The organism is Epilithonimonas caeni DSM 17710, from assembly GCF_000426465.1.
In the GTDB taxonomy this organism is placed as follows: domain Bacteria; phylum Bacteroidota; class Bacteroidia; order Flavobacteriales; family Weeksellaceae; genus Epilithonimonas; species Epilithonimonas caeni.
Map to the genome: position 1 here is coordinate 29,765 of NZ_AUFK01000001.1, position 24,095 is coordinate 53,859.

Here is a 24,095-nt window from a genome sequence, read left to right on the forward strand (position 1 = left end):
ATAATTTTTCTTGTTGATCAAAGTAATCCGTTATTTTTTATTGGTGCTTTATTCCAAATTACTCTGGTTTTCTATTCGATCAATTCTGTTATTATATAAAAGAGCAACGACTTTTTCACTTTAGCTTGGTTCTATATGATTTTTAGAGGGCATTAATATAATAAGAACCAACAAGAAAACCTGTATGATAATGACACCAAAAGCAATTACCTGAACCTGAAAAGCATCATTTGAAACACGTTTGGCGTTTTCTCTGTCTTGTTTAACTTTTCCTTTCAAAACTTTTTTTTCGCACTCGTCGATATCGGTCCGGTCTTCTATTTTGTGGATAGTATCCATCGCGTACCACTCGTTTTTGTTGACCGGAATATCAAGTGAACCCATTTTGATCACAATCAAATAGCAACAGACGATTATCGTGATGGCGGAAAGCGAAATAGCAATTATTTTCTTCATTTTTACAGTTTAATTTTATCCAACCAAAATTTAAGTTTTTCATTCTTGTATCTTTGGACGTCCCAACGATGATGGTGGATTTATATTTCAATAATTTTTTTCTTGCCTGGATTTTTAACATAAGCATTGATTTCAGGAATATCTTCGCTTGAAATAATTTCGTTCTGCTTCTCACTTTTAGTTTTTTTATCACAACTGAATAAGATCATCAGAGCTATTGTAAAAATTAAAAATATTTTCAGTTCCATCTGTGGTTCGTCATAGTTTAATTAAAACTCTCGTTTCTCATCAATTTCCTGAAATGTAGAAAACAGATCAACGTACAAAACAAATGTGGTAAAACCAAACTACCGGAAAATTTTGCAATACTTTTTATAGCTTCAAAACCGTTTCCATTTTCTAACATATCACTAATAATCATAATCGCAAAAGTCAACAACGGAATCAATGAATAGGTCAACAAAGACAGCAACCAATTGTTTCTGACTTTCTTAAAAAGATTCAGGAAAATAGTTACAGAAGATAAGGTCAAAAAGAAAACAAATTTTAAAGAATAAATAAAAGAAACGCCCGTAACTATTGCCATCCACCATTCATTGGAGTCATCATCGAGTCCTAATAATCGAATCAATAGAAATCTTGAAATCAAAAAGCTGACTATCAAAATGATTAGCCAAGTTATCGTGAAATATCCGGTCAGTTTTCCCATCAGTATAATTATTAATTGATCATTTCAAAACAATTATATTTCTTAAAATCTGTACAGCAATTTTTAGATTTGTGCATTTTTTAATGGCATCGTATTTTTTTGACAGAATCTAAAATAAAGCAAAATTTTAAAATTAACATTAGTCATTTACAATTCGCTGATGATGAATTATAATTCGTTGGTTTTAATTTTGAAACCGATTATGGAATTTAGTTTCATTTCCACTTCTCAATCCATTTCTTTTCCCCATCTGTAATAATCTCCGTATCGGGCTGATAATTGGGATTTGGGAGATACCAATCCATTTTTTTGTAAAACTGATTGAGATCCTGATTCTGAAAAACATAACCGCGTCTTGCAAAAGGCAGATTCTTTAATACTTTTTTTTGAAAATCATTTTTCGGCTGAGCGATTTTATCTTCCTGATAATACGAGAAAGGAATATACTCCAAATCCTGAATTCCCAGATAGTTTTGAGCATACACAAACAAATCGCCGTTGATTTTGAAATTTTTCTTTTGAAAAATGATGTTGCCTTTCTGCAAATGGAATTTCAAAGCATCATTTTCAACAAAAGCATTTTTACTTCCTTTGATATCTTCGGTTTTTCCGATTCCATTAATCAGCCATTCATCCGAATTTTTAAAGAAAGTTTTGTTGATGGAAAATGTCTCAAACTCACCGTTATCAATGATCAATGTAAAATCGTCAATCTGTTTGTTTGCCCAACGATTGGCCGCAGTGAGCACATATTCAAAATCGTAATTGTAATCTATGGAACCTGACAAATCATAATTATAGGTGTGTTTCACAATGTTAATTCCTTTTTTGAAGTTGGCTTCAAAATGATAGACATAAAAGAAATCTACATAATTTCCGCTTTTATTCCCATCGAATTTTGCAAGATCCAGGGACTTTATCGTTCCATTTTTATTGTACAACGAGTCGGAAACGTATGCAACATCATATTTCAGAATAGAATGATTGAGTTCCACCGTGAAATCTCTCATGTAAGGGTGTTTTCCATTTTTTGGTGCTCCATCCACGTCGCCTTCCGGTGAAAAGGCCTCGAAACCGACCGTTATTTTTTTGTCTTCTTTTGGATTGAAAAATTCATAATAAACTGTAACTTCTATAAACTGATTTCTGATTTTTTTAAGGGTCAAAATTTCCTTTTTCACAGTAATATCTGTTTCATTGATCGGAATCAGCTGATTGCCTTTTGCGAAAAATGCACCGTCATTGGCAAATGCAGAATAGCCTGAAAGCATCAATAATATTAGAAATATATGTTTTGTCATAAGTTTTTATTTTTCCATTTTTTGTATTGGATATTTTCTTTATTATCCCAAAGGATCTCCAGAGATTGACCGTCAATACTTTTAATGATCCCTTTTCTTTGATAGTAATAATCATCCCTGAAAATTGTGATCGTATCTTCATTGACAATGTATCTCATATATCGGTTCCCGTCATAACCAAAATGATAAAATCCGTCAACAGAATCCAGCTTGAAACCTCTTAATTCCTTATCACCATTGATGAGCCAAACGCCAAAAAGTTGATCGTTCTTGGTATTAGGATTCAGAATGGTATCAAAATCAGGTTTCAAAATTTCTTTATAATTGAAATTCAGTTTGTCGGTATTTTTACCCTTGAGTAAAACAATCGTGGAATCTTTTGTAATCAATGGAGAATAAAACAATTTTTCCCCTGCGTGCGAACCAACCAATCTTAAAGTATCATTAATGAAACCTTCCTTAGAAATCACAAGTTCCGGCAAACCGGAACGTTGGAATTTGAAAAATCCATTTTTATCAGTCAGGGTTTTGTTTTTGTTATTCCCCACATAATCTTCTCGAATAAGAACATTTTGGACAGGTCTGCCCAACTCATCCACAACGATTCCCGAATAATAATCATTGATTTTTTCTGAACAAGCCAAAAAGAATGTCAAAAAAATACCGCCGACAAAAAACTTGAATGACATCATACAATCAATATCAATTTTATCAATACTACCACAAAAATTGGAATACGGAAATATAATCCGGAACAAGGTATTAATTTTCATTTGTTTTTCTTTTTTTTAAATAAATGATGATACCGAAATTCAACAAACCTAAAAATCAATGAACGAGAAAGCTTCATTTCCAGAAATCATGTTCTGTTTTTATAGAGGGACAACATCTGCCATCAGTCTCAGCATATTCTAATTTTTCATCTTGCCTTTACTTATTTTTTTTAGCTGGATAAATAATCAGACTCGTAACCGGCGATTACCTTCACGCTGGTTCCATTGTTTTCATACAAAGCCAATCCCTGTACGACGATACTGTTTCCTCCTTCCTTTGGAGCGAGAGAAAAATAAATTGCAACATCTTCTATTCCATCGCCCGTAAAATCCCCTGTACTATGTTTGAAATAATTAGAAAAAATACAATATTTCAGCTACAAAAAAAAGTCCTGAAATTTTCAGGACCAAGTATTGAATTTATTTTTTTCCGGCCGCTTGCATTGGGTTTATTTTCCCAGTGGAGGCTCCTCTTGCAGCATTTTTCTGCTTCTGCTTGAAGACTTGAAATTTACTCTGTGTTTCTGTGGAAGTTGCAGTCCAAAGATTGTTGGATGTATCAATATCAGCTGTTTCTCTCATCGGATCTAGTTGGACGGATTTTAATTTTTTATCAAAATAATAAGTTTTGGAGACCTTTTGCTCGTTATGTCTCCAGATTTGAACACTAATTTTGTCATTTAACTTTGAACCGTCTTCAAAAGTGAATTCCAAAATGATTGGCATCACCAATCCGCCCTTGTTTGAGAAATCGATCTGATAAGCGGTTAAATTGCTTTCTTTTGCTATGTCTTTGCCGGATACTTTTTCAAGATTTCCCATCGTCATAGAATATTCTTTTGAAGTATCTGTTTTCTCTTGTCCGCGATCATATCTGTAATAGAAATCCTGAACCTCTTTATCACCATCAACATAGAATTTTATCGATCTATCTTCCTTGTTTCTTATTTTAGAAATATCTTCAAACTCGTTAAGTACAGGTTTATCGACAGTATATTTTACAGTTTCAGATTTTGGGACGGCATCAAGATCCGGCCTTGCGACAGTTACTTTATCAATAGAAATATCAACAGGATCTGTCCCATAAAACCATCCTCTCCAGAACCAATCCAGGTCTTCCCCGCTGGCATCCTCCATCGTCCTGAAAAGATCTGCTGGCTCGGGATGACGAAATGCCCATCTTTTTGCATAGGTTTTGAAAGCTTTATCAAACAACTCTCTTCCCATAATGGTTTCGCGAAGGATATTGAGTCCCGTCGCCGGTTTTGAATAAGCATTCGGACCGAATTTTGCGATGTTTTCAGAATTGGACATGATCGGTTCCAATTCATCTTTTGGAAGTTTCATATAGTCTACGATCGTCCAGGCCGGCCCTCGTTTTGAAGGAAATTTGTTATCCCATTTTTCCTCAGTCAGATATTCAACGAAAGTATTCAGTCCTTCATCCATCCAGCTCCATTGCCTTTCATCCGAGTTGATGATCATCGGGAAAAAATTGTGCCCCACTTCGTGAATGATCACGCCTAACATTCCATTTTTAATGGCTTCAGAGTAGGTTCCGTCTTTTTCTGTTCTTCCATAATTGAAGCAGATCATCGGATACTCCATTCCATTGGAAGCTTCCACAGATTGTGCCACAGGATATGGGTAAGGTATCGTAAATTCTGAATATGTTTTGATCGTATGGGCAACTGCCTTTGTAGAGAATTTTCTATACAATCCGTAAGCCTCTTTTCCGTAGAAGCTCATGGCCATTACTTTGTTATTGTTCTCAGGAATTGTTACACGCATCCCGTCCCAAACAAATTTTCTTGAAGATGTCCAGGCGAAATCACGAACGTCATTGGCTTCAAAAATCCAGGTCTTTCTTTGTTTTGAACGATTTTTTTCTGCCTTTTTAGCTTCATCAAGTGTTACGATCTCTATAGGTTCGTTCGAATTTTCGGCTTTTTTGTATCTCGCAAATTGTTCAGCAGTCAAAACCTGCTCATAGTTTTTACATTCTCCGGTTCCGCCTACGATATGATCAGCAGGGACATTCATTTTTACTTTATAATTCCCGAATACTAAAGCAAACTCTCCTCTTCCCGTGAACTGATGATTCTGCCAGCCGTGAAAATCGCTGTAGACACACATTCTCGGAAACCATTGTGTGATCGTGTAAAGGTCGTTGCCGTCTTCCGGAAAGTTTTCATAACCACCTCTACCGCCCATTTCAATACGATTCGGGATGTTATAATTCCAACTGATCTTGAATACGAACTTTTCTCCCTTTTTCAAAGCTTTAGGAAGGTCTATCCGCATCATTGTCTTATTAACAACATATTTCAGAGGTGTCCCGTTAGCATCTGTTACTTTTTCCAGATTAACGCCATAGCCATTATCCGAAATCGGTAATTCGGTTGGTTTTAAGTTTTCTACAATCTCTCTTTTCGGCAATGTCGATGAAAAAGGATAATCGGCATTCTTGACAGACGATTGTTCATTCTCATCCAGCTGAAGCCATAGATACTCCAGATCGTCCGGAGAATTGTTATAATAAATGATGGTTTCCGAACCTTTCAGATTTCTTTTATCCTCATCCAGATATGCCTCGATATCATAATCTGCCCGTTGCTGCCAATAGGCTTGACCTGGTGCGCCGGAAGCCGTTCTATAAACATTGGGAGTTGGAAGAATAGTTCCGAGCTGTTCGAATTTGTTACCGTGATTACTTCCCGGATTATTTTGGATATTCTGTGCTGACAGAACAGCAGAACAGAACAAAAGTCCTAAAACTTTTAACTTCATTTTACAAAGAATTAGATGATAATTTCCTTCAAGTAATCAAATGTAAGAAATTGTTACGAATAAGATAAAAATTGTATATTTTATTTTCTGAATTACTGTTGAAATAGCAGCTATCTTCCAGGATTTTGAATCTTACGCAGCCCGAGCTGAGTGGAGCTCATCCGCCAGAGGCGGATAGCGGGAACGGAGCACGGAAATGGCTGCCCAAATAAAATATAACGATTATGAAAAAGGGATTCTTTCCAAAGCCATCTTCAGGGATAATGCAAAAACCCCTGAAGAAACAAACAGAATCCAGTCTTTTCTATTAACTCGAAATATCTTTAGCAGAATAAAAAGAAGAATCAAGATCACAATGACCAATGTGATCTGACCCAATTCCAAACCAATATTAAATCCCAAAAGCGGAACAAAAATGCTCTGTTCCTTTGCAATCATCATTCTTGCTGTATTTGCAAAACCCATCCCGTGGATCAGACCGAAGATCATCGCCAGATAGTAGTTCATCTGCATCAGACTTTTTTGTTTGTTTTTCATCAATATGTTATCCAATGAAGTGATAACGATTGTCAAGGGAATCAGAAACTCGACCCAGTTGCCCGGGACTCTCAAAATGTTAAGTGTACTTAAAGCCAATGTTACAGAATGTCCGATTGTAAAGGCAGTGACAAGAATCAGAATCTTTTTGAGATTATTGTAAGAATAAACCGCGATCAAAGCTAAAATAAACAGCTGGTGGTCAAGCGCATCTAATGAAATAATGTGTTCCCAGCCCAATTTCAGGTAAAAAATAAAATCCTGCATCCTATCATTTTTAAAAAGATTCACGAAAATAATGATTAATTTCGATTTAAATTTTCCAAACCAATGAAGAAAGTTCTGTCCATAATATTTGCCTTCTCTTTTATCTTTGCTGTCCTCTCCTTCAAACCACACCCTTATCACGTTGGTTCCATGGAGTTTAACTACAACCAGAAATCTAGGACATTTGAAATTACCGGACGTTTCTTTATGGACGACCTGGAAAATGCAATCAATAAAAAGTATGGTAAAAGTCTCCACTTTCAAGACCGAAAATATGAAAAGGAGATGCAGGAAAATGTTAAAAACTATGCATCCGAATATCTGAGACTGAAAGTCAACAACCAATTTGTAAAGGTCAATTTTATCGGTTATCAAGAGGACAAAGAAAGTGTCGATATTTTTTTGGAATCGGAAAGCGTATCTAATCCAAAAAAAGTAGAAACTGCTGTAAGTTTTTTATATAATCTTTTTGATGATCAGATGAATATCGTCCATATCATCGTCAATAATCAACGTAAAAGTGAAAAACTGACCTATCCCGATCGTTATCTGTACCAGGAATTTTAAAATCGTCTACATTAATTTTTGGCATCCCGACAGTGCAGGATAATCCGTAAACTCAATTAATTTAAATTGCGATAGATCGATGTCAAAATTTAAAATAATGAATTTAACAACTCATAAGATAAAAATTCTCGCTTTCACAGCTTTGAGTTCAGGGATATTATTGGTTTCCGCACAATCAAAAATTGTAACTAAAACGGAAACTTCAAAATCTCAATCAGGAAAAATTGTTCCCATGAATCTGAAATGGTCAGAGAGAATGCTGCTTTCCGAGATGCATCGTTTTCCAGAAGCCTGGATGCTGGATTTCAGCAAAAATCCGAAGTGGACCTATCCTTCTGCCATTGTATTAGACGGAGCCGAGAAACTTTATGCAAAAACAGGAAAGAAAGAATACTACGATTATATAAGTGGCTTCGGAGAAAAGTTGATCAATGAAGACGGAACCATTCAGACATATGAGCTGGAAAAGTATAATATCGATATGCTGAATAGCGGAAACGTATTGCTTTATCTTTACGAAAAAGAGAAAAAAGAAAAATACCTGAAAGCCCTTCAAACTTTGCGTTTACAGATCGAGGGTCAGCCAAGAACCAAAGAAGGCTCATTCTGGCACAAGAAAATCTATCCATACCAGGTCTGGCTGGACGGCCTATATATGGGAATGCCATTTTACACCCATTATACAAAGGATTTCATCACAGGAAATGATGCACAAAAAGCATATGATGACATCGTTTTCCAGTTCGATTCTGTTCAGAAAAATCTTTTAGACAAGAAAACCGGATTACTCTACCATGCTTGGGACGAAAGCAAACAACAAGCTTGGGCTGATAAACAAACAGGACTTTCTCCTAATTTTTGGGGCAGAGCAATGGGTTGGTACGGCATGGCAATGGTCGATGTTTTAGACTTTTTACCAAAAGACCATCCCGGAAGAGCAAGGATTGTTTCTTATCTTAAATCTTACGCCGATGCCGTAATCAATGTTCAGGACAAGAATTCCGGACTTTGGTATCAGGTCTTGGATAAACCTTTGGAAAATGGCAATTATGAGGAAGCAAGCGCTTCTGCAATGTTTGTTTATACGATTATCAAATCCGTTAACGAAGGCTATTTGCCACAATCTTATAAAACTGCAGCCAAAAAAGGTTACGACGGAATTATCAAAAACCTGATCACAGTTGATGAAAATGGTGTTGTCAATCTCAATAAATGTTGTGCGGTTGCAGGTTTAGGAGGAAAGCCCTACAGAGACGGTTCTTATGAATATTATGTCAATGAAAAAATCCGCTCCAATGACGGTAAAGGAACAGGACCTTTTATTTTGGCAAGTTTAGAATTTGAGAAACAGTAAACATTTTATTTAAATTAGGGCAGCTTTTCCGTCTTCCACTCCCGCTTTTTTGTTCCGCTTTGCTCCAAAAAAAGCTCCGTTCAAACTCAACAAAGTGGTTCATCGATTCAAAATAGAAAAATTTAACAGGATGAGACAAGCCGGACTGCGAATGATCCAACACCAAAACAATTTCAAAATGAATAAAAAACTTTCCATCATATTTCTGTGTCTGTCATTAATGATATGGGCTCAGAAACCTACACTATTTTTAATCGGAGATTCTACAATGTCCAACAAAGACAACCCGGAAAAAAATCCGGAACATGGCTGGGGACAAGTTCTCCCACAGTTTTTCACATCAGGAATCGAAATCCAAAATCACGCTATGAATGGCAGAAGTTCCAAAAGTTTCAGGACAGAAGGTCGTTGGGACAAAGTCGAGAAGCAACTCAAAAAAGGAGATTTCGTGATTATTCAATTTGGGCATAACGACCAAAAGCTGAAAGACTCGACCAAATTCACGAATCCTTATACACAATATAGAGCTAACCTGGAAAGATATGTGACCGAAACCAGGGGCAAAGGTGCAACGCCGATTCTGATGACCTCCATTACAAGAAGGAATTTCAATGAAAACGGCGTTTTAATCGATACACACAAAGAATATCCTTTGGTGGTTAGACTTGTCGCAGATGCTATGAAAGTACCTTTTGTTGATATGCAATTGTTAACAGAACAAATGGAAATCAGTTATGGTCCGGAAAAATCAAAAACGCTGCATCTTCATTTCAAAGCAGGCGAAAATTCTTATTATACAAAGGACAAAGCTGATGATACCCATCTATCCAGATCAGGAGCAGAAACAGTTGCGAAACTGGCTGTCACTTCTTTACAATCTTTAAATACCGGATTGGAGAAATACATCAAATAAATCATTATCATTAACTGATTGACAATGAAAAAATTCGCATTACTCTTATTGATTTTAATTGTGAGCTCAATTTCTGCCCAGGAAAAAATAACACTTTGGCCAAAAGGTCAAATGCCGAATTCCAAAGGATTACAGTTAAAAACCGAAGAAAAAGATGGCCGAATCATACAGATAAAAGAACCTGAACTTTTTGCCTTCTTACCACCAAAGGAAGACAGAAAACCAATGGCTGTAATCATTATTCCGGGTGGTGGCTATTACAAACTGACTTATGACCTGAATGGATTTCAGATTGCAAAATGGTTCAACACTTTAGGAATTTCAGCTTTTGTTTTGAATTACAGATTACCGATTTCTCCCGATGTGAAGCAAAGAGAAATTGCACCACTTCAAGACATTCAGGCAGCAATAAAATATCTTCGAAGAAATGCTTCTCAATATGGGATTTCCTCTGACCAGATTGGTGTTATAGGAACTTCCGCAGGCGGACATTTGGCAGCATCAGTAAGCAATATTACCACAGATTATACGGAGCTGGAAAACGACTGGAGATCCATACCAACCATTCCAAATTTCGCAATTTTGATTTCCCCAGTCATCGATTTGGGAGAATTCGCACACGTCGGAAGTCGCAATAGTTTGCTGGGAGAGAATGCTTCCCAGGAGAAAATTACCGAATATTCTATACAAAACAGGGTAACAGAAAAAACACCGCCAACATTACTTATTCACGCACAAAATGATAAAACCGTTCCGGTTATGAACAGCCTTCTTTATTATCAGGCAATGAACAAAAACAAAGTAAAAGGCGCATTATTTATTTTCCCGGAAGGCGAACACAAAATCGGAATTACCAATAGAACTGAACTCACAGACCAATGGAAAAAATTATGCTCTGACTGGCTGAAAACTTTATTCCCAAACAAATAATCTTGTAACCGACAGTGCAGGATAATTTTTATTTGTATTAATATTAGTTTGCAATACGAAGAAATTCTTCAAAAACCTTGAATCTAAATCTTTATGAAAAAATATATTTCAATTCTATTCGTATTCGTTCTATCATTCGCAGTTTCTGCACAGTACAAACCGTGGACTTCCGCAAAACAGCCTTTAAAAGAAATCAAAGCGTTAAAAAAGCAAATCAAAAAACCGGAATTCAGAAAAGTTGATTACCTAATTACCGATTTTGGAGCTGTAGGTGACGGAAAAACAAAAAATACAGAAGCTTTCAAAAAAGCGATTGAAAAATGTAATGCAGAAGGCGGCGGAAGAGTTGTCGTACCAAACGGTGTTTTTCTTACTGGAGCAATTTATTTAAAATCTAATGTCAATCTTCATTTAAGTGACGGTTCAACCATTTTATTCAGCCAGGACAGCAACGACTACCCTATTGTTTTCACACGTTGGGAAGGAATGGAATGTATGAATTATTCATCTTTGATTTATGCGTATGAAGAAGAAAACATTGCAATTACCGGAAAAGGAACTTTAGACGGAAATTCGGATAATGATAACTGGTGGTTCTGGTGTGGTGCTACAAAATATGGTTATAATGAATCCCGTCCGGGAAGACAAAACCCTGCTCGTGCGAAACTTCACGAATATATGGCTCAGAGAAAACCTGCAAGAGAAAGAATTTTCGGCGATGGTTATTATTTAAGACCCAATTTCGTTCAGCCTTACAAGTCGAAAAACTTCTATATGGCGGATGTTTTGGTTAAAAATTCCCCGATGTGGAACTTGAATCCTGTTTTGTGCGAAAACGTATTGATCGAAAGAGTAAAAGTCATCAGTCACGGACCGAATAACGACGGTTTCGACCCTGAAGCCTGTAAAAATGTCTGGATCAAAGATTCTTATTTTGATACCGGAGACGACTGTATCGCCATAAAATCAGGAAGAGACGAAGACGGAAGAGACATCGGAAAACCTGCCGAGAATCATATCATTGAAAACTGCGAAATGAAAGACGGTCACGGCGGTGTCGTAATCGGAAGCGAAATCGCAGGCGGTGCTAAAAATATTTACGCTATCGGAAACGTGATGGACAGTAAAAATCTTGACCGAGCTTTAAGAATTAAAACCAGCTCAAGCCGTGGCGGAATTATCGAAAACGTATTTTTCTACAACACAAAAGTGGGTGCTTACAAAGAAGCTGCGGTGCGTTTCAATATGCATTATGAAAAACCGGGAAATCATATTCCGACGATGAGAAATATCTGGGTTGAAAATCTAACAGTTGACAAGGGCGGAAAATATGCAGTTTTTTCTGACGCCTACGAATCTTCTCCTGTAACAGACTTCACAATGATTAATGCTAAAATAGTGGGCGTTCAGATTCCATATAAAGTCGATTATATGAAAAACGTGACTTTGAAAAATGTAACCGTTAACGGACAACCGTTAACTGAGTTAAAACCGTAAAATAAATTATTCAGATTCTTGTATCAATGAACACAAAGTACACAATGTTTTTAAAATATACTGCTTAAAAGTCCACAAAGCCGCTTCGCTTAAAAAAGCATCTTATATAAGCGAAGCGGCTTTGTGAGACTAAAATTATTCAAATAATTATAATAAAAACTCTGTGAGCTTAGTGTTCAAAAAATTGAAGTGATAGAAACGAATACAGAAAATTTTAATAATTAAAATGCGAAGAAAAACCATTTTCGCCGGACTTATTATTTTATCGGCATTTTCACACTCTTTTGCCCAATCGAAACACTGGCAGAATAACGAGCGTGAACTGCATTACAAAGAAGACAAAGGCGATTTTTTATTGGTCAACGGAAAATACCGTTTCAATCGAGCTTTGTATGGAGACAACCGTGCATCGAGAGTTGAAGCAGGAGATTTGCCGGAATTCGCATTGTATCTTCCAGGAATGGGAGGAAATCTTCAGTTCGTCATTCAGAAAGGAAATTCCATTAAAAAATTAATTCAGGCTGATAAAATTGAAACGCGTTACCGACCAGGAACGATGTTGTATGAAATCAAAGACCCGATTTTAGGAAGCGGAACTTTGAAACTGACTGTTTTAGCACAGGCTAAAGAAGAAGGTCTGGTTGTAAAAATGGAAACGGTCAATATAGATTCATCAACAAAAATCTACACAGTTTATGGCGGAGCAAGCGGAACAACTTTCAGCAGAAACGGCGACATCGGTGCAGACCCGGAATCCGGATTTTATTTGCTTCCTGAATATTGTCTGAATAATCAGTTTCAGCTTAATAAAAATCAGTTTCAACTTAATTATTTAAATAAGAAAAAAGAAACTCAAATTGTCAGCGGAAGTTTTTCAAATGTCAATTCTTTACAGCAAACCGATGCGACGACTTTAGAAAAACTTTCTGAGTTTACTCAAAATAAAACTGAAAAATCTCCGATTGTTTACGCTTCGTATTCTTCGCAAAAAAATCCGGTTTATATCCAAATTGCGAAAGGGAAATCAGCTAAAAACTTTTCGGATGAAGACTTAAAAAACATATTTGATGAAGCTGAAAAAGCTCGTTTAAATTTAACCAACAGAGTTCAGCTCAAAACTCCGGATGCAGATTTGAATAATTTCGGAGCCAATTTAGCCGTTGCAGCCGACGGAATTTGGGAAAGTCCAACTTTTCTTCACGGCGCTGTTGCCTGGAGAATGCGTTTGAATGCGTGGCGAGGAGCTTACACAGCCGATGCGTTGAGTTGGCACGACAGGGCGAAAGAACATTTTAAAAGTTATGCCAATTCGCAGGTTTTGAAACCCGATTCTGCGCCTGTTGAGATGGATACAATGCGTCATCTTGCCCGTCACGAGGAGAAAATGGGAACGTCTGTTTTTTCGAGCGGATATATTTCCAGAAACCCGAATGACAATACCAAACCGCACCATTACGATATGAATCTGGTGTTTTTTGACCAGCTGTTTTCGCATTTCAAGTACACGGGCGACAAAGAATTTCTGAAGAAAATGTGGCCAACGATGGTTCGCCATATGGATTGGGAAAAACGAAACTTCAAGCGTGGCGATTTGTACGATGCGTATGCGGCGATTTGGGCGAGCGATGCGCTTCAATATTCAGGTGGAAAAGTGACGCACACTTCGGCTTATAATTACAGAGCCAACCGTGAAATGGCAAAGCTGTCGAAAATCATCGGCGAAAATTATCAACCTTATGAACAGGAAGCTGATGCAATTTTAAAGGCAATGAAAAACGAACTTTGGATTAAAAACAAAGGCTATTTTGCTGAATATAAAGATGCTTTGGGCAACCAAATCGTTCACGACAAACCGGGAATCTGGTCGATTTATCACGTTTCGGATGCGTTTATTTTGAATGAATTTGAGGATTATCAGAATTTACAATACATTAATAATCACACCCCGAAAATTCCTATTACGGTAAAGGGTGCGGCTCATAAAGACTATTTTACGTTAGCAACGACCAATTGGCAACCTTACGACTGGTCGATTAACAACGTCGCTTTGGCGGAAAATTTACAGACCGCTTTGGCGTATTGGCAAGCGGGAAGAAATGATGATGCGTACCAACTTTGGAAGGGAAATCTGGTTGAATCGATGTATTACGGCATTAGTCCAGGAAATTTTGAGCAGCTTTCTCACTACGATGCATTTCGTGGAGAATTGTACCGGGATTTTGCCGACCCGATTGGGGTGGCTTCACGAACTTTGACAGAAGGACTTTTCGGAGTTTATCCGAATTTATTAGAAAATAAAATCAGCATCAAACCGGGATTTCCTAAAGACTGGAATTCTGCAGAATTGAAGCTTCCGGATTGGGATTATCAGTTTAAAAGAACTTCAAAAAAGACTGAATATTTATTTAAATCAAAATATCAGAATCCTGTAACGTTGGAAATGCAGATTCCTGTAAATTATTCCAACATCAAATCGGTACAAGTGAATGGTAAAAAAGTGGATTGGAAAGTTAAACCTAATTCTATTTTACAGCCGATTATTCAGTTTGAAACGCCGAAAGGAAAAGATTTTAAAATAGAAATCAATTATTCAGGAGAAGAATTAAAAAACGAACAAACCGACTACGTTAATTATATATCGGAAAGTCTTCAGTTAAATTTTGATTCAAAAAAGAAAATAAAAAATATTTACGACCCTCAGGGACTAATCAAAAATTCCCCTCCTCCGGAGGGGTGGATTCGACCAAAGGGAGAAGACGGGGTGGTCAACCACAAGTTTGAACTTAACCCGCAGGAGAGAAAAGGAACATTTTTCCTTCAAGTTGAGCAAAACGGAACAACTTGGTGGCAACCTGTAAATGTAGATATCCGTTTTCCTTTGGAAACAAAATGGGCGAATAAAAAACTACAAATTCAGTCAAAATCTTCGAATGAAATTAATGGAAAACTGACTGTTAATGGTTCAACTCAAACTTTTACTATTCAGAAAAGTCAAAATACAACCATTGAAATTCCAATAAATTATTTAAGCAAAGGAACCAATTTTATCGAGCTTGAATACAATGGAATTAAACAAAATATCAAAATCACAGATTGGGAGATTGAAAATCAAGGCCAGTTCAGCAACATTTCATTAGCATCAAAATATAATGAAAAAGTCACGGAAATTTTCAATCAGAAATATCTTTCGCCAAGATTGAAAGTCCCTACTCTACAGCTTCCGTGGCAGGGAATCGGAAACTGGTGTTATCCCTTAATCACTGCTCAAATCGATGACAGCGGATTAATGAACAAAAGAAAAAACGGCAAAGTTGATTTTCTTGGAATCCCTTTTTTAATTGATAAAACAGATAAAAATATTGCCTTTGCAAGTCAGTGGGACAATTATCCTGATTCGCTTGAAATTCCTTTGACTGGAAAAGGAAAGAAAATTTATTTTTTAATGGCTGGCTCTACCAATCCGATGCAGTCGCAGATTGTAAATGGAAAAATTACAGTCCAATATGTTGACGGTTCAACTTCAGAATTGGAGCTGAAAAACCCAACAAATTGGTGGCCGATTGAGCAGGATTTGTTTGATGATAATTTTGCTTTTGAAATTCCAGATGATAAAATTCCTTACAGAGTTCAATTGAAATCGGGCGAATTATACAAAGGTGGAAATTTAACAAAATATTCAAGCATTAAAGGATTTACAGACCGTCAAATTGATGGTGGTGCTGCAACGATTCTGGATTTGCCGATTGACCAAAATAAAGAATTAAAATCGATAAAATTAACGGCAGTGAGCAATGATGTGGTAATTGGAATGATGAGTGCGACTGTTTTGAGATAAATATAAAATTTAAAGACTTCGACAGGCTCAGGCTGACAGCGCAAAACAAAGCGCATAGTATTAGAGTTGTCAGGCTGAGCTTGTCGAAGCCCAAAATGATAAGATTAAATAAATTTAAAAATGAAATCGAGATTCACGAATTCAATAATTAAATAAAGAAATATGGGTAAAAAAATTGCAATATATCTAAGTCTTTTCTGCATCGGATTTTCGTCCCTGAATGCCCAGAAAATCGACCGTAAAAAAGTCGTTCAGCGACATAATGTGGTTAATACGAAAGCAGATACTTTATCAACTTTAACGGTTGGAAACGGGAAATTTGCCTACACCGTTGACATCACCGGAATGCAGTCGTTCCCCGAATATTACAAAAACGGAGTTTCTTTGGGAACGCAGTCGGAATGGGGCTGGAACAGTTTTCCGAATACTGAAAATTTCAAATTTGAGGAAACTTTAAAACCTTACGACTTCAATAATGACGGTCGAAAAGCGTTGTACAGTGTTCAAATCAAGGAACCGGAACGCAACAAAAAGGCAGTTGAATATTTCAGAGTCAATCAACATCGTCTGCAACTTGGAAATGTCGGAATTGAACTGATTAAAAAGAACGGTCAGAAAGCGCAGGTTTCAGATTTGCAAAATATCAATCAGAAAATCGATTTGTGGACGGGAATTATTACCAGTGAATTTACGTTGGAAGGAACTCCCGTAAAAGTTTGGACAGCTTCTTTCCAGAATTCAGATAAAATCGGGGTGAAAATTGAATCCGATTTAATCAGCCAAAAAAGATTAAAGGTTTTTGCCAAATATCCTTATCCAAGCGGACAGTTTTTGGATGAAGCAGCTTTTTACGGAAATGCTGATAAACATTCAACAAAAATCATTTCTTCAAATTCAACTCAGGGATTGATTGAGCACAAATTGCAGACTGCGGATTATTTTACGCAACTGTATTTTACAGAAGGAAAATTAAGCGAATCAGTAAAACACAATTTCGTTTTCGAACCTTCTTCAAAAAGCAAAAAACTGGAATTGACGGTTGAATTTTCAGAGAAAAATCAGAAAACATCAAAAAGTTTATTTGCTGATGCTGAAAAAGAAAGCATTTCTGGTTGGAAAAATTTCTGGGAAAGCGGTGCTGCCGTAGATTTTGAAGGAAGTACCGATAAAAGGGCCAATGAATTGGAGCGTAGAATTGTTTTGTCTGAATATTTAACAAAAGTTCAGTGTGGAGGAAGCAATCCGCCGCAGGAAACTGGTTTGACATTCAACAGCTGGTACGGAAAACCGCACACGGAAATGCATTGGTGGCATGGCGTTCACTTTGCGTTGTGGGGAAGACCGGAAATTTTGGAGAAGCAACTGGATTATTATTTTAGGTCGTTTGAAAAAGCCAAAAAATTGGCGGAAAGACAAGGTTATAAAGGCGTTCGATGGATTAAAATGTCTGATAACGAAGGAAATGAAAGTCCGTCTTCTGTTGCAGCCTTTTTGATTTGGGAACAACCGCATTTAATTTACATGACTGAGCTTTTGTACCGTCACAACAAAGACAAAAAAGTTTTAGAAAAATATAAAGACTTGGTGTATGCAACGGCAGAATTTATGGCTGATTTTGCAACGTATGACAAAGAAAAAAACCGTTACAATCTTGGTAAAGGCGTAATTCCTGCGCAGGAAGTTTTTCCTGCGAAAGACACTTACAATCCAACTTATGAAGTGGCGTATTGGGATTGGGCTTTGAAAGTTGCACAACAATGGAAAGAAAGATTAGGAGAATCAAGAGATAAAAAATGGGATGATGTGATTAATAAATTGGCTCCGCTTCCGGTCCAGGATGGGGTCTATTTATCAACAGAATCGGCAAAAGATTCATTCACATTTCCAAAATGGATGACCGACCATCCAGCAGTTTTGGGCGCATTGGGAATGGTTCCCGAGTCTCCGAAACTGGATAAAAAGATTATGAAAAACACGCTGGATATTGTCTGGGAAAGATGGAACTGGGAACATACCTGGGGTTGGGATTTCCCGATGACAGCAATGAATGCGGCAAGATTGGGACTTCCGAATAAGGCCTTAGATGCTCTGTTCATGGATATTCAAACCAATACTTATTTGAAAAATGGGCATAATTTTCAGGATGGAAGATTGAGAATTTATCTTCCCGGAAATGGAGGAGTTTTAACGACTGTTGCAATGATGCTGGAAGGTTGGGACAGTTCGACTGGACAATTCCCGGGATTCCCGAAAGACGGAACCTGGAAAATAAAAGCGGAAGGTTTTAAGAAAATGCCCTAAATATTACTTTAATTTTACGTTCATATTTTTAATTTGAAGTCTGTCAGCAATGGCAGACTTTTTATTTACAGCACAGTGCAGGACGATTTAATAAGGTTAAGATAATAACTTGTTCATTCATTAACAGTTATGAAAAAATTAGCAATCATCGTCATTTCGTCCTTATCTATTTGTTGCCCATCCCAAAATATTGAGAGTACCGGGATAATCCGTCCAAAAACAATTGCTTTCCCCGGAGCGGAAGGATTTGGAAAATTTGCAAAAGGTGCGAGAGCAGTGGCAAAACCTCAGATTTACATTGTCAACAATCTGAATGACAGCGGACAGGGTTCTTTTCGCGATGCTGTCAGCCAGCCTGGGCGATTTGTAGTTTTCTCTGTTGGTGGAATTATCGAGTTGAAAAGACCTGTTACGGTTTCTAAAAATATTACAATTGCGGGACAGACTGCACCGGGAAAAGGTATTTTTCTTTATGGTCAAAAAGTGTCTTTCAGTGGAGCCGATGATACCATTGCAAGATATTTGAAAATACGTCTCGGGAATAAGAATAAACCATCCAATAATACCGACGCTTCCGGAATATCGAACGGCAAAAACATAATACTGGACCACCTTTCAATTTCCTGGTCAATGGACGAAGTTTTTTCCATCAACTGGGACAAACGTGGCACAGAGCCCGACAGCATCACCCTCCAGAATTCGATTATTGCGCAGGGATTGCATCTTTATAACCATTCTGCAGGTGGATTGATTCAGACCAATGGCAGCATCAGTATCATCAAATCGCTCTATGCCAGCAACAAAACCCGTAATCCAAAAGTGAAGGGCAAGAATGAGTTTGTCAATAATGTGATTTACAACTTCGGAAATTTTGGTAATAAAAATGGACACACCGTTTTAGGCGATGGTTATATAATGGGAGGTTCTGTACAGAATTCTGAAGTCAATATAATCAACAATTATTTTATCGAAGGTCCATTGAATGCAGAAAATAGGACAACGCCGTTCAGCAGAGGAACAAACAGTTTTCATCTTTATGAATCCGGGAATTATTTTGACAACAATAAAAACGGCATTTTGGATGGTCAATTGGTTCCGCATAATTCCGAAGGTTTTCCGGGTGAAACGCCTGTTGTTTTTATGGATTCACCATTTCAATATCCTTTTGCAAAAACAGACTTATCTGCTACGCAAGCGTTTGATTATATCGTTAAAAATGCCGGCGCCAACTTTCCAAAGCGAGATGATGTGGATGAGCTGATTATTTCTGAAGTAAAATCTCTGGGAAAAAAGGGAATTTATGTCTTCACAGAAAATGATTTGCCGTTAGCCAATAATGGTGTTGGAAATTTCCCAAAAACTCAAGCGCCCAAGGATTCGGATTCTGATGGCATTCCCGATGTTGCTGAACTGAAAATGGGTCTTGACCCTAATGATTCATCTGATGCATTGAAATTCAATAAAACGCAAAGCAATTATCTCAATATCGAAGTTTATGTCAATGATTTGATACGTTAATGATTTAATTAAAATAGAAATTTAACCAATTGATATAAAATTTGTAACTTGTCTTAGATTTTGAAACACTAATAACCCAAATTTAATTCATAAACATAAAACGTTATTATTGCTTAATACGATGTCTGAAATATTAGAAATTCAAATCAATGAAAATTCCAGAGTGCCAAAATATAAACAGATTGTGGACTCTATACTTAATGGAATTGACGCAGGAGACATCAAAATTGGGGAAAAAATCCCGTCAATCAATGAGCTCAGCGAATCCTGTTTTCTCTCCAGAGACACGGTGGAAAAGGCTTATAAAGAACTGAGAAAAAGACAAATCATCGAGTCTGTAAAAGGAAAAGGTTATTATATCTCGAGAATCAATAAGAGTGACAGCATCAACATTTTTTTCCTGATTAATAAGTCCAGCACTTACAAAATGATGATTTATAATTATTTTGTGGATGCGATTGGCAGCAAAGGCAATGTGGAAATGTACATCTACCACTGTGATGAAACATTGTTCATCAATGCCTTGAAAAAAAATCTCGGCGTCTATGATTATTATGTGATAATGCCACACTTCCGCGACGAAAACTCAAAGCATACGAGCTCTACGAAGGAAGTTATTGATATCATCGAGAAGATCCCGAAGAACAAACTTCTGCTTTTGGATAATACAAAACCTAATATCTCCGGCGAGTACGGAACTATTTTTCAGGATTTTGAACACGACATCTACAATGCACTCAAGGAGGGCCTCGAAAAAATAAAAAAATATGAAAAACTGATCCTTGTATATCCTGCAAAGTCGGTCCATCCCTACCCTTTCCGCATTGTACACGGCTTTGGACAATTCTGCAAAGATTTCAAACTGGACTATGAAATTCTGGACGAAGTCTACCCTGATATGGAATTGCAGGATAAAGACCTTTTCATTACCATCCAAGAGCGTGATTTAGTAAATTTGGTTAAGCAGATCAGACAGAAAAATCTGAAATTAGGCGAAGACATCGGGATTATTTCCTATAACGAAACACCGCTGAAAGAACTACTGGGCATCACCGTCGTAACAACGGATTTCAAAGCGATGGCAGAGTCTGCAGCTTATATGGTTCTGAAGAATAAAAAAGAATAGGTGAATAATGTTTTTAAGTTTATACAAAGAGATTCCTTATAATATTACTTGATAATTATAAAAAAGTATAATGTTAATTGCTTAAGACCTCAGACACCAAATTGAATTTAGGAATTGCTACATCAAAGGTTTCGCGATTTGCATTCTCAAAAATATAAAAACCTTCCATATTTCCAACCCCTGATTTTACAATCACATTAGAAAAATAACTAAATTTTTCACCACTTTCAATGATAGGGGTCAGTCCAATAACACCTGCACCCTCAACCTCCGTAAAACCAAATCCTAGATCATAGATCATCCATTTTCTTGAAAGTAATTTCACAGGATTGCCACTCAGGTTTTGGATTTCAATATTATAACGGAAAACATAACGGTTTTCTGAAGGATAACTGTTGTGGTTATCATATTCTGTCGTTACACTGACTTTGATTTCTGATGTGATTTTTGAGACCATTTTTATTAGATTTAAAATTGAAAATACAAATATCCCGCCGAACTTTTGATTCAAAAATAAGGTTTTGGTTAAATCAAATTCCAATATTTAATTAGATTTTATTCAATCGGTTAATTTTCTTAATTTTGTGGTATCTAAAAAAGTAAAAAGAAAGAAATGAATTCCTACAAAAATCCATTGGAAGAGCGCTATTCCAGTGAAGAAATGCTGTTTAATTTCTCGCATAACAACAAGTTCCGGAACTGGAGGAAGCTTTGGATCGCCCTTGCTGAGATCGAAAAAGACCTTGGACTGGACATTACAGACGAGCAAATTGCAGAGCTGAAAGCCAACGTAGAAAATATCGATTACCAGATTGCAGCAGAATATGAGAAGAAATTCCGCCACGATGTGATGGCCCACGTTCACGCTTATGGTGATGTAGCGCCTTCAGCAAAAGGAATCATCCACTTGGGAGCAACTTCGGCATTTGTAGGAGACAATACGGATTTGATTCAGATCCGTGACGGACTTTTAATTTTGAAGAAAAAGTTGGTCAACGTGATGAAAAATCTTTCTGATTTTGCCATTCAGTATAAAGATTTACCGACTTTAGGATTCACACACTTCCAGCCAGCTCAGTTAACGACTGTCGGAAAAAGAGCGACACTTTGGTTACAGAGTTTAGTTCTTGACATCGAAGAGCTTGATTTCTTTCTGGAAACACTACGATTCAGAGGTGTAAAAGGAACAACGGGAACTGCTGCAAGTTTTCTTGAGCTTTTCAATGGAGATTATTCTAAAGTCAAGCATTTGGATAAAGAATTGTCAAAAAGATTCGGTTTCGAAAAGGTTTTCGGCGTTTCCGGACAGACTTATGACAGGAAAATTGATGCGAAAGTTGTTGCTTTATTAGGAAATATAGCTCAGTCAGCACATAAATTCACCAACGATCTACGTTTACTTCAAAATCTTAAAGAAATTGAAGAACCATTCGAAAAAAACCAGATCGGTTCATCTGCAATGGCCTACAAACGTAATCCAATGAGAAGCGAAAGAATCGGAGCATTAGCAAAATACGTCATGTCTTTGACGACAAGTTCTGCAATGGTAGCTTCAACACAGTGGTTTGAAAGAACATTGGACGATTCTGCAAACAAGAGATTGACTATTCCTCAGGCGTTTTTAGCGGTTGATGCAATTCTACTGATCTGGAACAACATCATGAACGGAATCGTAGTTTATCCGAACAGGATCAACAAACATATCATGGAGGAATTGCCTTTCATGGCGACAGAATACATCATTATGGAGGAAGTGAAAGCTGGTGGCGACCGTCAGGAAATCCACGAAGTGATCAGGGTTCATTCTATGGAAGCTTCAAAAAAAGTGAAAGAAGAAGGCAAAGAAAATGATTTGATCGAAAGAATTTTAAATGATGATTCATTGAAATTAGATAAATCAAAATTAAAAGAAGTCCTGGATCCTAAAAACTTCATCGGTTTTGCACCTATTCAGACGGAGGAATTCATAGCCAGTGAAGTTCAGCCGATTATTGATGCAAATCAGGACTTGGTTGGCCTGGAAGCTAACCTTAAAGTATAATCAATGTGCGGTCTTTTGGGCTGCATTTTTTAATAAAAAACCAACCAATATCTATGACAAGAACAATTATTTCGGTTTTATTGATTTTAACCTGTCTCATTTCAAAAGCTCAAGACAAAGTTAATTTTACCGAAAAATTCAAAAAAGAAAATCAGGGACAATATAAAATCGAAATCAACGAGGTTAAGGAATTGATCCATATCATGGCAGCCATTACAAAATCCGGGTTGGAAAACGACGATATGGTACAGCAGCAGGGACAATATTACAAAGATGTTCTAACCCATTTCAAGCCTTATGAAAATGAAAAGATCATCAAGACGTTTGATTCTTTGATGGTGACATCACTTTACAATTATATTTTTCTTACAGGAAATGGTATTTCTTATGATCTCAAAGGAAACAGATTGGTTAAAAACGAAATCTTCGATTTTCCTGCAACCGGTGTTTCAGGCATTAAAATCACTGAAAACCCAATTACGACTTATAAAAAAGAAATAGAAGATTTTGCAGTAAAGTCGAAGTTCAGAGAATTTTACAAAAAACAAAAACCGTATTATTCTCAAATCATATCCGATTACGAAAAAAAGGCAAACCTTGGTAAACAGTGGAAATGGCTGGAGAAAAATTTTAAAACCAAGATCAACAGCTACATCATTTTCTGTTCACCGCTTATCAACAGTTTGAATTATACGGGGGATTTTGACAACAACAATTTCAAACTGATCTATATGGTTCTGCCACCACTCGATAACTTTGAAAAACTTTCGGAACTTCAAAACGAGCTGTTCAATACAAGAGTGATGTTTACAGAGATTGACCACAATTATGTAAAAGCACCAAGTATCGCGAACAAAGAAGCTATTGATCAGTATTTTAAAGACCGGAAAATCTGGACAGACGAAAATACTGAAGGCATTTCTGCGTATCCAGATCCGGTAAAAGTTTTTGACGAATATATGACGTACGGCGTCTTTGTTTTGTTCTGTGAGGACAATTACGACCAAAAAAGTTTCCTTGAAACTAAACAGAGTGTCATCACTGTGATGAAAGAAAGAGGCTTTCCGAAAATGCAGGAATTCACCGACAAACTGCTGAAAGTTCGTGCAGAAAACCGTGATAAGAAAATTGATGATTGGTATCCCGAATTTTTAAAACAATTCGCTGAATAAAAAAATAA

Annotated in this window: 19 protein-coding genes; 11 read left to right on the top strand and 8 right to left on the bottom strand. The window is 36.8% G+C overall.

What is annotated here, in order from left to right; translation table 11 throughout:
* Nucleotides 1–120: 120 nt before the first annotated feature.
* The 7 genes from K319_RS0100145 to K319_RS0100175 all read right to left on the bottom strand — a co-directional run bounded on the left by K319_RS0100145 (nt 121) and on the right by K319_RS0100175 (nt 6,833).
* Entirely contained in the window at nt 121–456 is a 336-nt protein-coding gene (locus tag K319_RS0100145) for a hypothetical protein (RefSeq protein ID WP_027381786.1), read from the bottom strand.
* 80 nt (nt 457–536) lie between these two features.
* Nucleotides 537–704, bottom strand: coding sequence for a hypothetical protein (locus tag K319_RS21410; RefSeq protein WP_156907011.1), 168 nt, complete (start codon nt 702–704; stop codon nt 537–539).
* Between the two features lie 17 nt (nt 705–721).
* Nucleotides 722–1,165, bottom strand: a complete 444-nt coding sequence (locus K319_RS0100155) for a hypothetical protein (RefSeq protein ID WP_027381787.1) — start codon at nt 1,163–1,165, stop codon at nt 722–724.
* Nucleotides 1,166–1,380: 215 nt separating this feature from the next.
* A complete protein-coding gene (locus K319_RS0100160) occupies nt 1,381–2,466 on the bottom strand; it encodes a YARHG domain-containing protein (protein WP_027381788.1) in 1,086 nt (361 codons plus the stop codon).
* Nucleotides 2,463–3,239 carry a carboxypeptidase-like regulatory domain-containing protein gene (locus K319_RS0100165; protein WP_156907012.1) on the bottom strand — a complete coding sequence of 259 codons (777 nt, stop codon included), beginning with the start codon at nt 3,237–3,239 and terminating at the stop codon, nt 2,463–2,465. Before K319_RS0100165 ends, K319_RS0100160 begins: the two co-directional genes overlap by 4 nt.
* Nucleotides 3,240–3,659: 420 nt before the next feature.
* Nucleotides 3,660–6,029, bottom strand: a complete 2,370-nt coding sequence (locus K319_RS0100170) for a M1 family metallopeptidase (protein ID WP_027381790.1) — start codon at nt 6,027–6,029, stop codon at nt 3,660–3,662.
* A 222-nt stretch (nt 6,030–6,251) separates the two neighbouring features.
* Complete coding sequence (locus K319_RS0100175) at nt 6,252–6,833, bottom strand: HupE/UreJ family protein (RefSeq protein ID WP_027381791.1); 582 nt, start codon at nt 6,831–6,833, stop codon at nt 6,252–6,254.
* Nucleotides 6,834–6,896: 63 nt separating this feature from the next.
* Here K319_RS0100175 and K319_RS0100180 point away from each other — a divergent pair, with 63 nt between their 5' ends.
* The 9 genes from K319_RS0100180 to K319_RS19475 all read left to right on the top strand — a co-directional run bounded on the left by K319_RS0100180 (nt 6,897) and on the right by K319_RS19475 (nt 20,874).
* Nucleotides 6,897–7,400 (top strand): DUF6702 family protein, encoded by a 504-nt coding sequence (locus K319_RS0100180; RefSeq protein WP_027381792.1) that lies wholly within the window; start codon nt 6,897–6,899, stop codon nt 7,398–7,400.
* Between the two features lie 97 nt (nt 7,401–7,497).
* The gene (locus tag K319_RS0100185) at nt 7,498–8,754 is read left to right on the top strand and encodes a glycoside hydrolase family 88/105 protein (RefSeq protein WP_027381793.1); all 1,257 of its coding nucleotides are present in this window, start codon (nt 7,498–7,500) and stop codon (nt 8,752–8,754) included.
* Between the two features lie 178 nt (nt 8,755–8,932).
* Entirely contained in the window at nt 8,933–9,667 is a 735-nt protein-coding gene (locus K319_RS0100190; RefSeq protein WP_034671111.1) for a rhamnogalacturonan acetylesterase, read from the top strand.
* Nucleotides 9,668–9,691: 24 nt separating this feature from the next.
* On the top strand, nt 9,692–10,597 hold the full coding sequence (locus K319_RS0100195; protein WP_027381795.1) for an alpha/beta hydrolase: 906 nt from the start codon (nt 9,692–9,694) through the stop codon (nt 10,595–10,597).
* A gap of 93 nt (nt 10,598–10,690) precedes the next feature.
* The gene (locus K319_RS0100200; protein WP_051230303.1) at nt 10,691–12,094 is read left to right on the top strand and encodes a glycoside hydrolase family 28 protein; all 1,404 of its coding nucleotides are present in this window, start codon (nt 10,691–10,693) and stop codon (nt 12,092–12,094) included.
* A gap of 226 nt (nt 12,095–12,320) precedes the next feature.
* The gene (locus K319_RS0100205) at nt 12,321–15,929 is read left to right on the top strand and encodes a DUF4450 domain-containing protein (protein WP_027381797.1); all 3,609 of its coding nucleotides are present in this window, start codon (nt 12,321–12,323) and stop codon (nt 15,927–15,929) included.
* 162 nt (nt 15,930–16,091) lie between these two features.
* Nucleotides 16,092–18,230, top strand: a complete 2,139-nt coding sequence (locus K319_RS0100210; protein ID WP_027381798.1) for a hypothetical protein — start codon at nt 16,092–16,094, stop codon at nt 18,228–18,230.
* Nucleotides 18,231–18,359: 129 nt separating this feature from the next.
* Nucleotides 18,360–19,748, top strand: a complete 1,389-nt coding sequence (locus tag K319_RS19470) for a pectate lyase family protein (protein ID WP_051230305.1) — start codon at nt 18,360–18,362, stop codon at nt 19,746–19,748.
* 121 nt (nt 19,749–19,869) lie between these two features.
* The gene (locus K319_RS19475) at nt 19,870–20,874 is read left to right on the top strand and encodes a GntR family transcriptional regulator (RefSeq protein WP_051230307.1); all 1,005 of its coding nucleotides are present in this window, start codon (nt 19,870–19,872) and stop codon (nt 20,872–20,874) included.
* Between the two features lie 73 nt (nt 20,875–20,947).
* Here the strand turns inward: K319_RS19475 and apaG are convergent, their stop codons facing one another.
* The gene (gene apaG, locus K319_RS0100225) at nt 20,948–21,331 is read right to left on the bottom strand and encodes a Co2+/Mg2+ efflux protein ApaG (RefSeq protein ID WP_027381799.1); all 384 of its coding nucleotides are present in this window, start codon (nt 21,329–21,331) and stop codon (nt 20,948–20,950) included.
* 156 nt (nt 21,332–21,487) lie between these two features.
* Here apaG and purB point away from each other — a divergent pair, with 156 nt between their 5' ends.
* Together purB and K319_RS19480 are read left to right on the top strand one after the other, a co-directional pair.
* Nucleotides 21,488–22,915 carry an adenylosuccinate lyase gene (gene purB, locus K319_RS0100230; RefSeq protein ID WP_027381800.1) on the top strand — a complete coding sequence of 476 codons (1,428 nt, stop codon included), beginning with the start codon at nt 21,488–21,490 and terminating at the stop codon, nt 22,913–22,915.
* A 53-nt stretch (nt 22,916–22,968) separates the two neighbouring features.
* The gene (locus tag K319_RS19480; protein ID WP_051230309.1) at nt 22,969–24,087 is read left to right on the top strand and encodes a DUF4932 domain-containing protein; all 1,119 of its coding nucleotides are present in this window, start codon (nt 22,969–22,971) and stop codon (nt 24,085–24,087) included.
* Nucleotides 24,088–24,095 lie beyond the last annotated feature (8 nt).

Bases quoted from the DNA above. Each gene is read 5' to 3' on its own strand.
- K319_RS19480 (WP_051230309.1), top strand. From the start codon at position 22,969: ATGACAAGAACAATTATTTCGGTTTTATTGATTTTAACCTGTCTCATT.
- K319_RS0100210 (WP_027381798.1), top strand. From the start codon at position 16,092: ATGGGTAAAAAAATTGCAATATATCTAAGTCTTTTCTGCATCGGATTT.
- K319_RS21410 (WP_156907011.1), bottom strand. From the start codon at position 704: ATGGAACTGAAAATATTTTTAATTTTTACAATAGCTCTGATGATCTTA.
- purB (WP_027381800.1), top strand. From the start codon at position 21,488: ATGAATTCCTACAAAAATCCATTGGAAGAGCGCTATTCCAGTGAAGAA.
- K319_RS0100170 (WP_027381790.1), bottom strand. From the start codon at position 6,029: ATGAAGTTAAAAGTTTTAGGACTTTTGTTCTGTTCTGCTGTTCTGTCA.
- K319_RS0100165 (WP_156907012.1), bottom strand. From the start codon at position 3,239: ATGAAAATTAATACCTTGTTCCGGATTATATTTCCGTATTCCAATTTT.
- K319_RS0100185 (WP_027381793.1), top strand. From the start codon at position 7,498: ATGAATTTAACAACTCATAAGATAAAAATTCTCGCTTTCACAGCTTTG.
- apaG (WP_027381799.1), bottom strand. From the start codon at position 21,331: ATGGTCTCAAAAATCACATCAGAAATCAAAGTCAGTGTAACGACAGAA.
- K319_RS0100205 (WP_027381797.1), top strand. From the start codon at position 12,321: ATGCGAAGAAAAACCATTTTCGCCGGACTTATTATTTTATCGGCATTT.
- K319_RS0100175 (WP_027381791.1), bottom strand. From the start codon at position 6,833: ATGCAGGATTTTATTTTTTACCTGAAATTGGGCTGGGAACACATTATT.
- K319_RS0100200 (WP_051230303.1), top strand. From the start codon at position 10,691: ATGAAAAAATATATTTCAATTCTATTCGTATTCGTTCTATCATTCGCA.
- K319_RS0100190 (WP_034671111.1), top strand. From the start codon at position 8,933: ATGAATAAAAAACTTTCCATCATATTTCTGTGTCTGTCATTAATGATA.
- K319_RS19475 (WP_051230307.1), top strand. From the start codon at position 19,870: ATGTCTGAAATATTAGAAATTCAAATCAATGAAAATTCCAGAGTGCCA.
- K319_RS0100145 (WP_027381786.1), bottom strand. From the start codon at position 456: ATGAAGAAAATAATTGCTATTTCGCTTTCCGCCATCACGATAATCGTC.
- K319_RS0100180 (WP_027381792.1), top strand. From the start codon at position 6,897: ATGAAGAAAGTTCTGTCCATAATATTTGCCTTCTCTTTTATCTTTGCT.
- K319_RS0100160 (WP_027381788.1), bottom strand. From the start codon at position 2,466: ATGACAAAACATATATTTCTAATATTATTGATGCTTTCAGGCTATTCT.
- K319_RS0100155 (WP_027381787.1), bottom strand. From the start codon at position 1,165: ATGGGAAAACTGACCGGATATTTCACGATAACTTGGCTAATCATTTTG.
- K319_RS0100195 (WP_027381795.1), top strand. From the start codon at position 9,692: ATGAAAAAATTCGCATTACTCTTATTGATTTTAATTGTGAGCTCAATT.
- K319_RS19470 (WP_051230305.1), top strand. From the start codon at position 18,360: ATGAAAAAATTAGCAATCATCGTCATTTCGTCCTTATCTATTTGTTGC.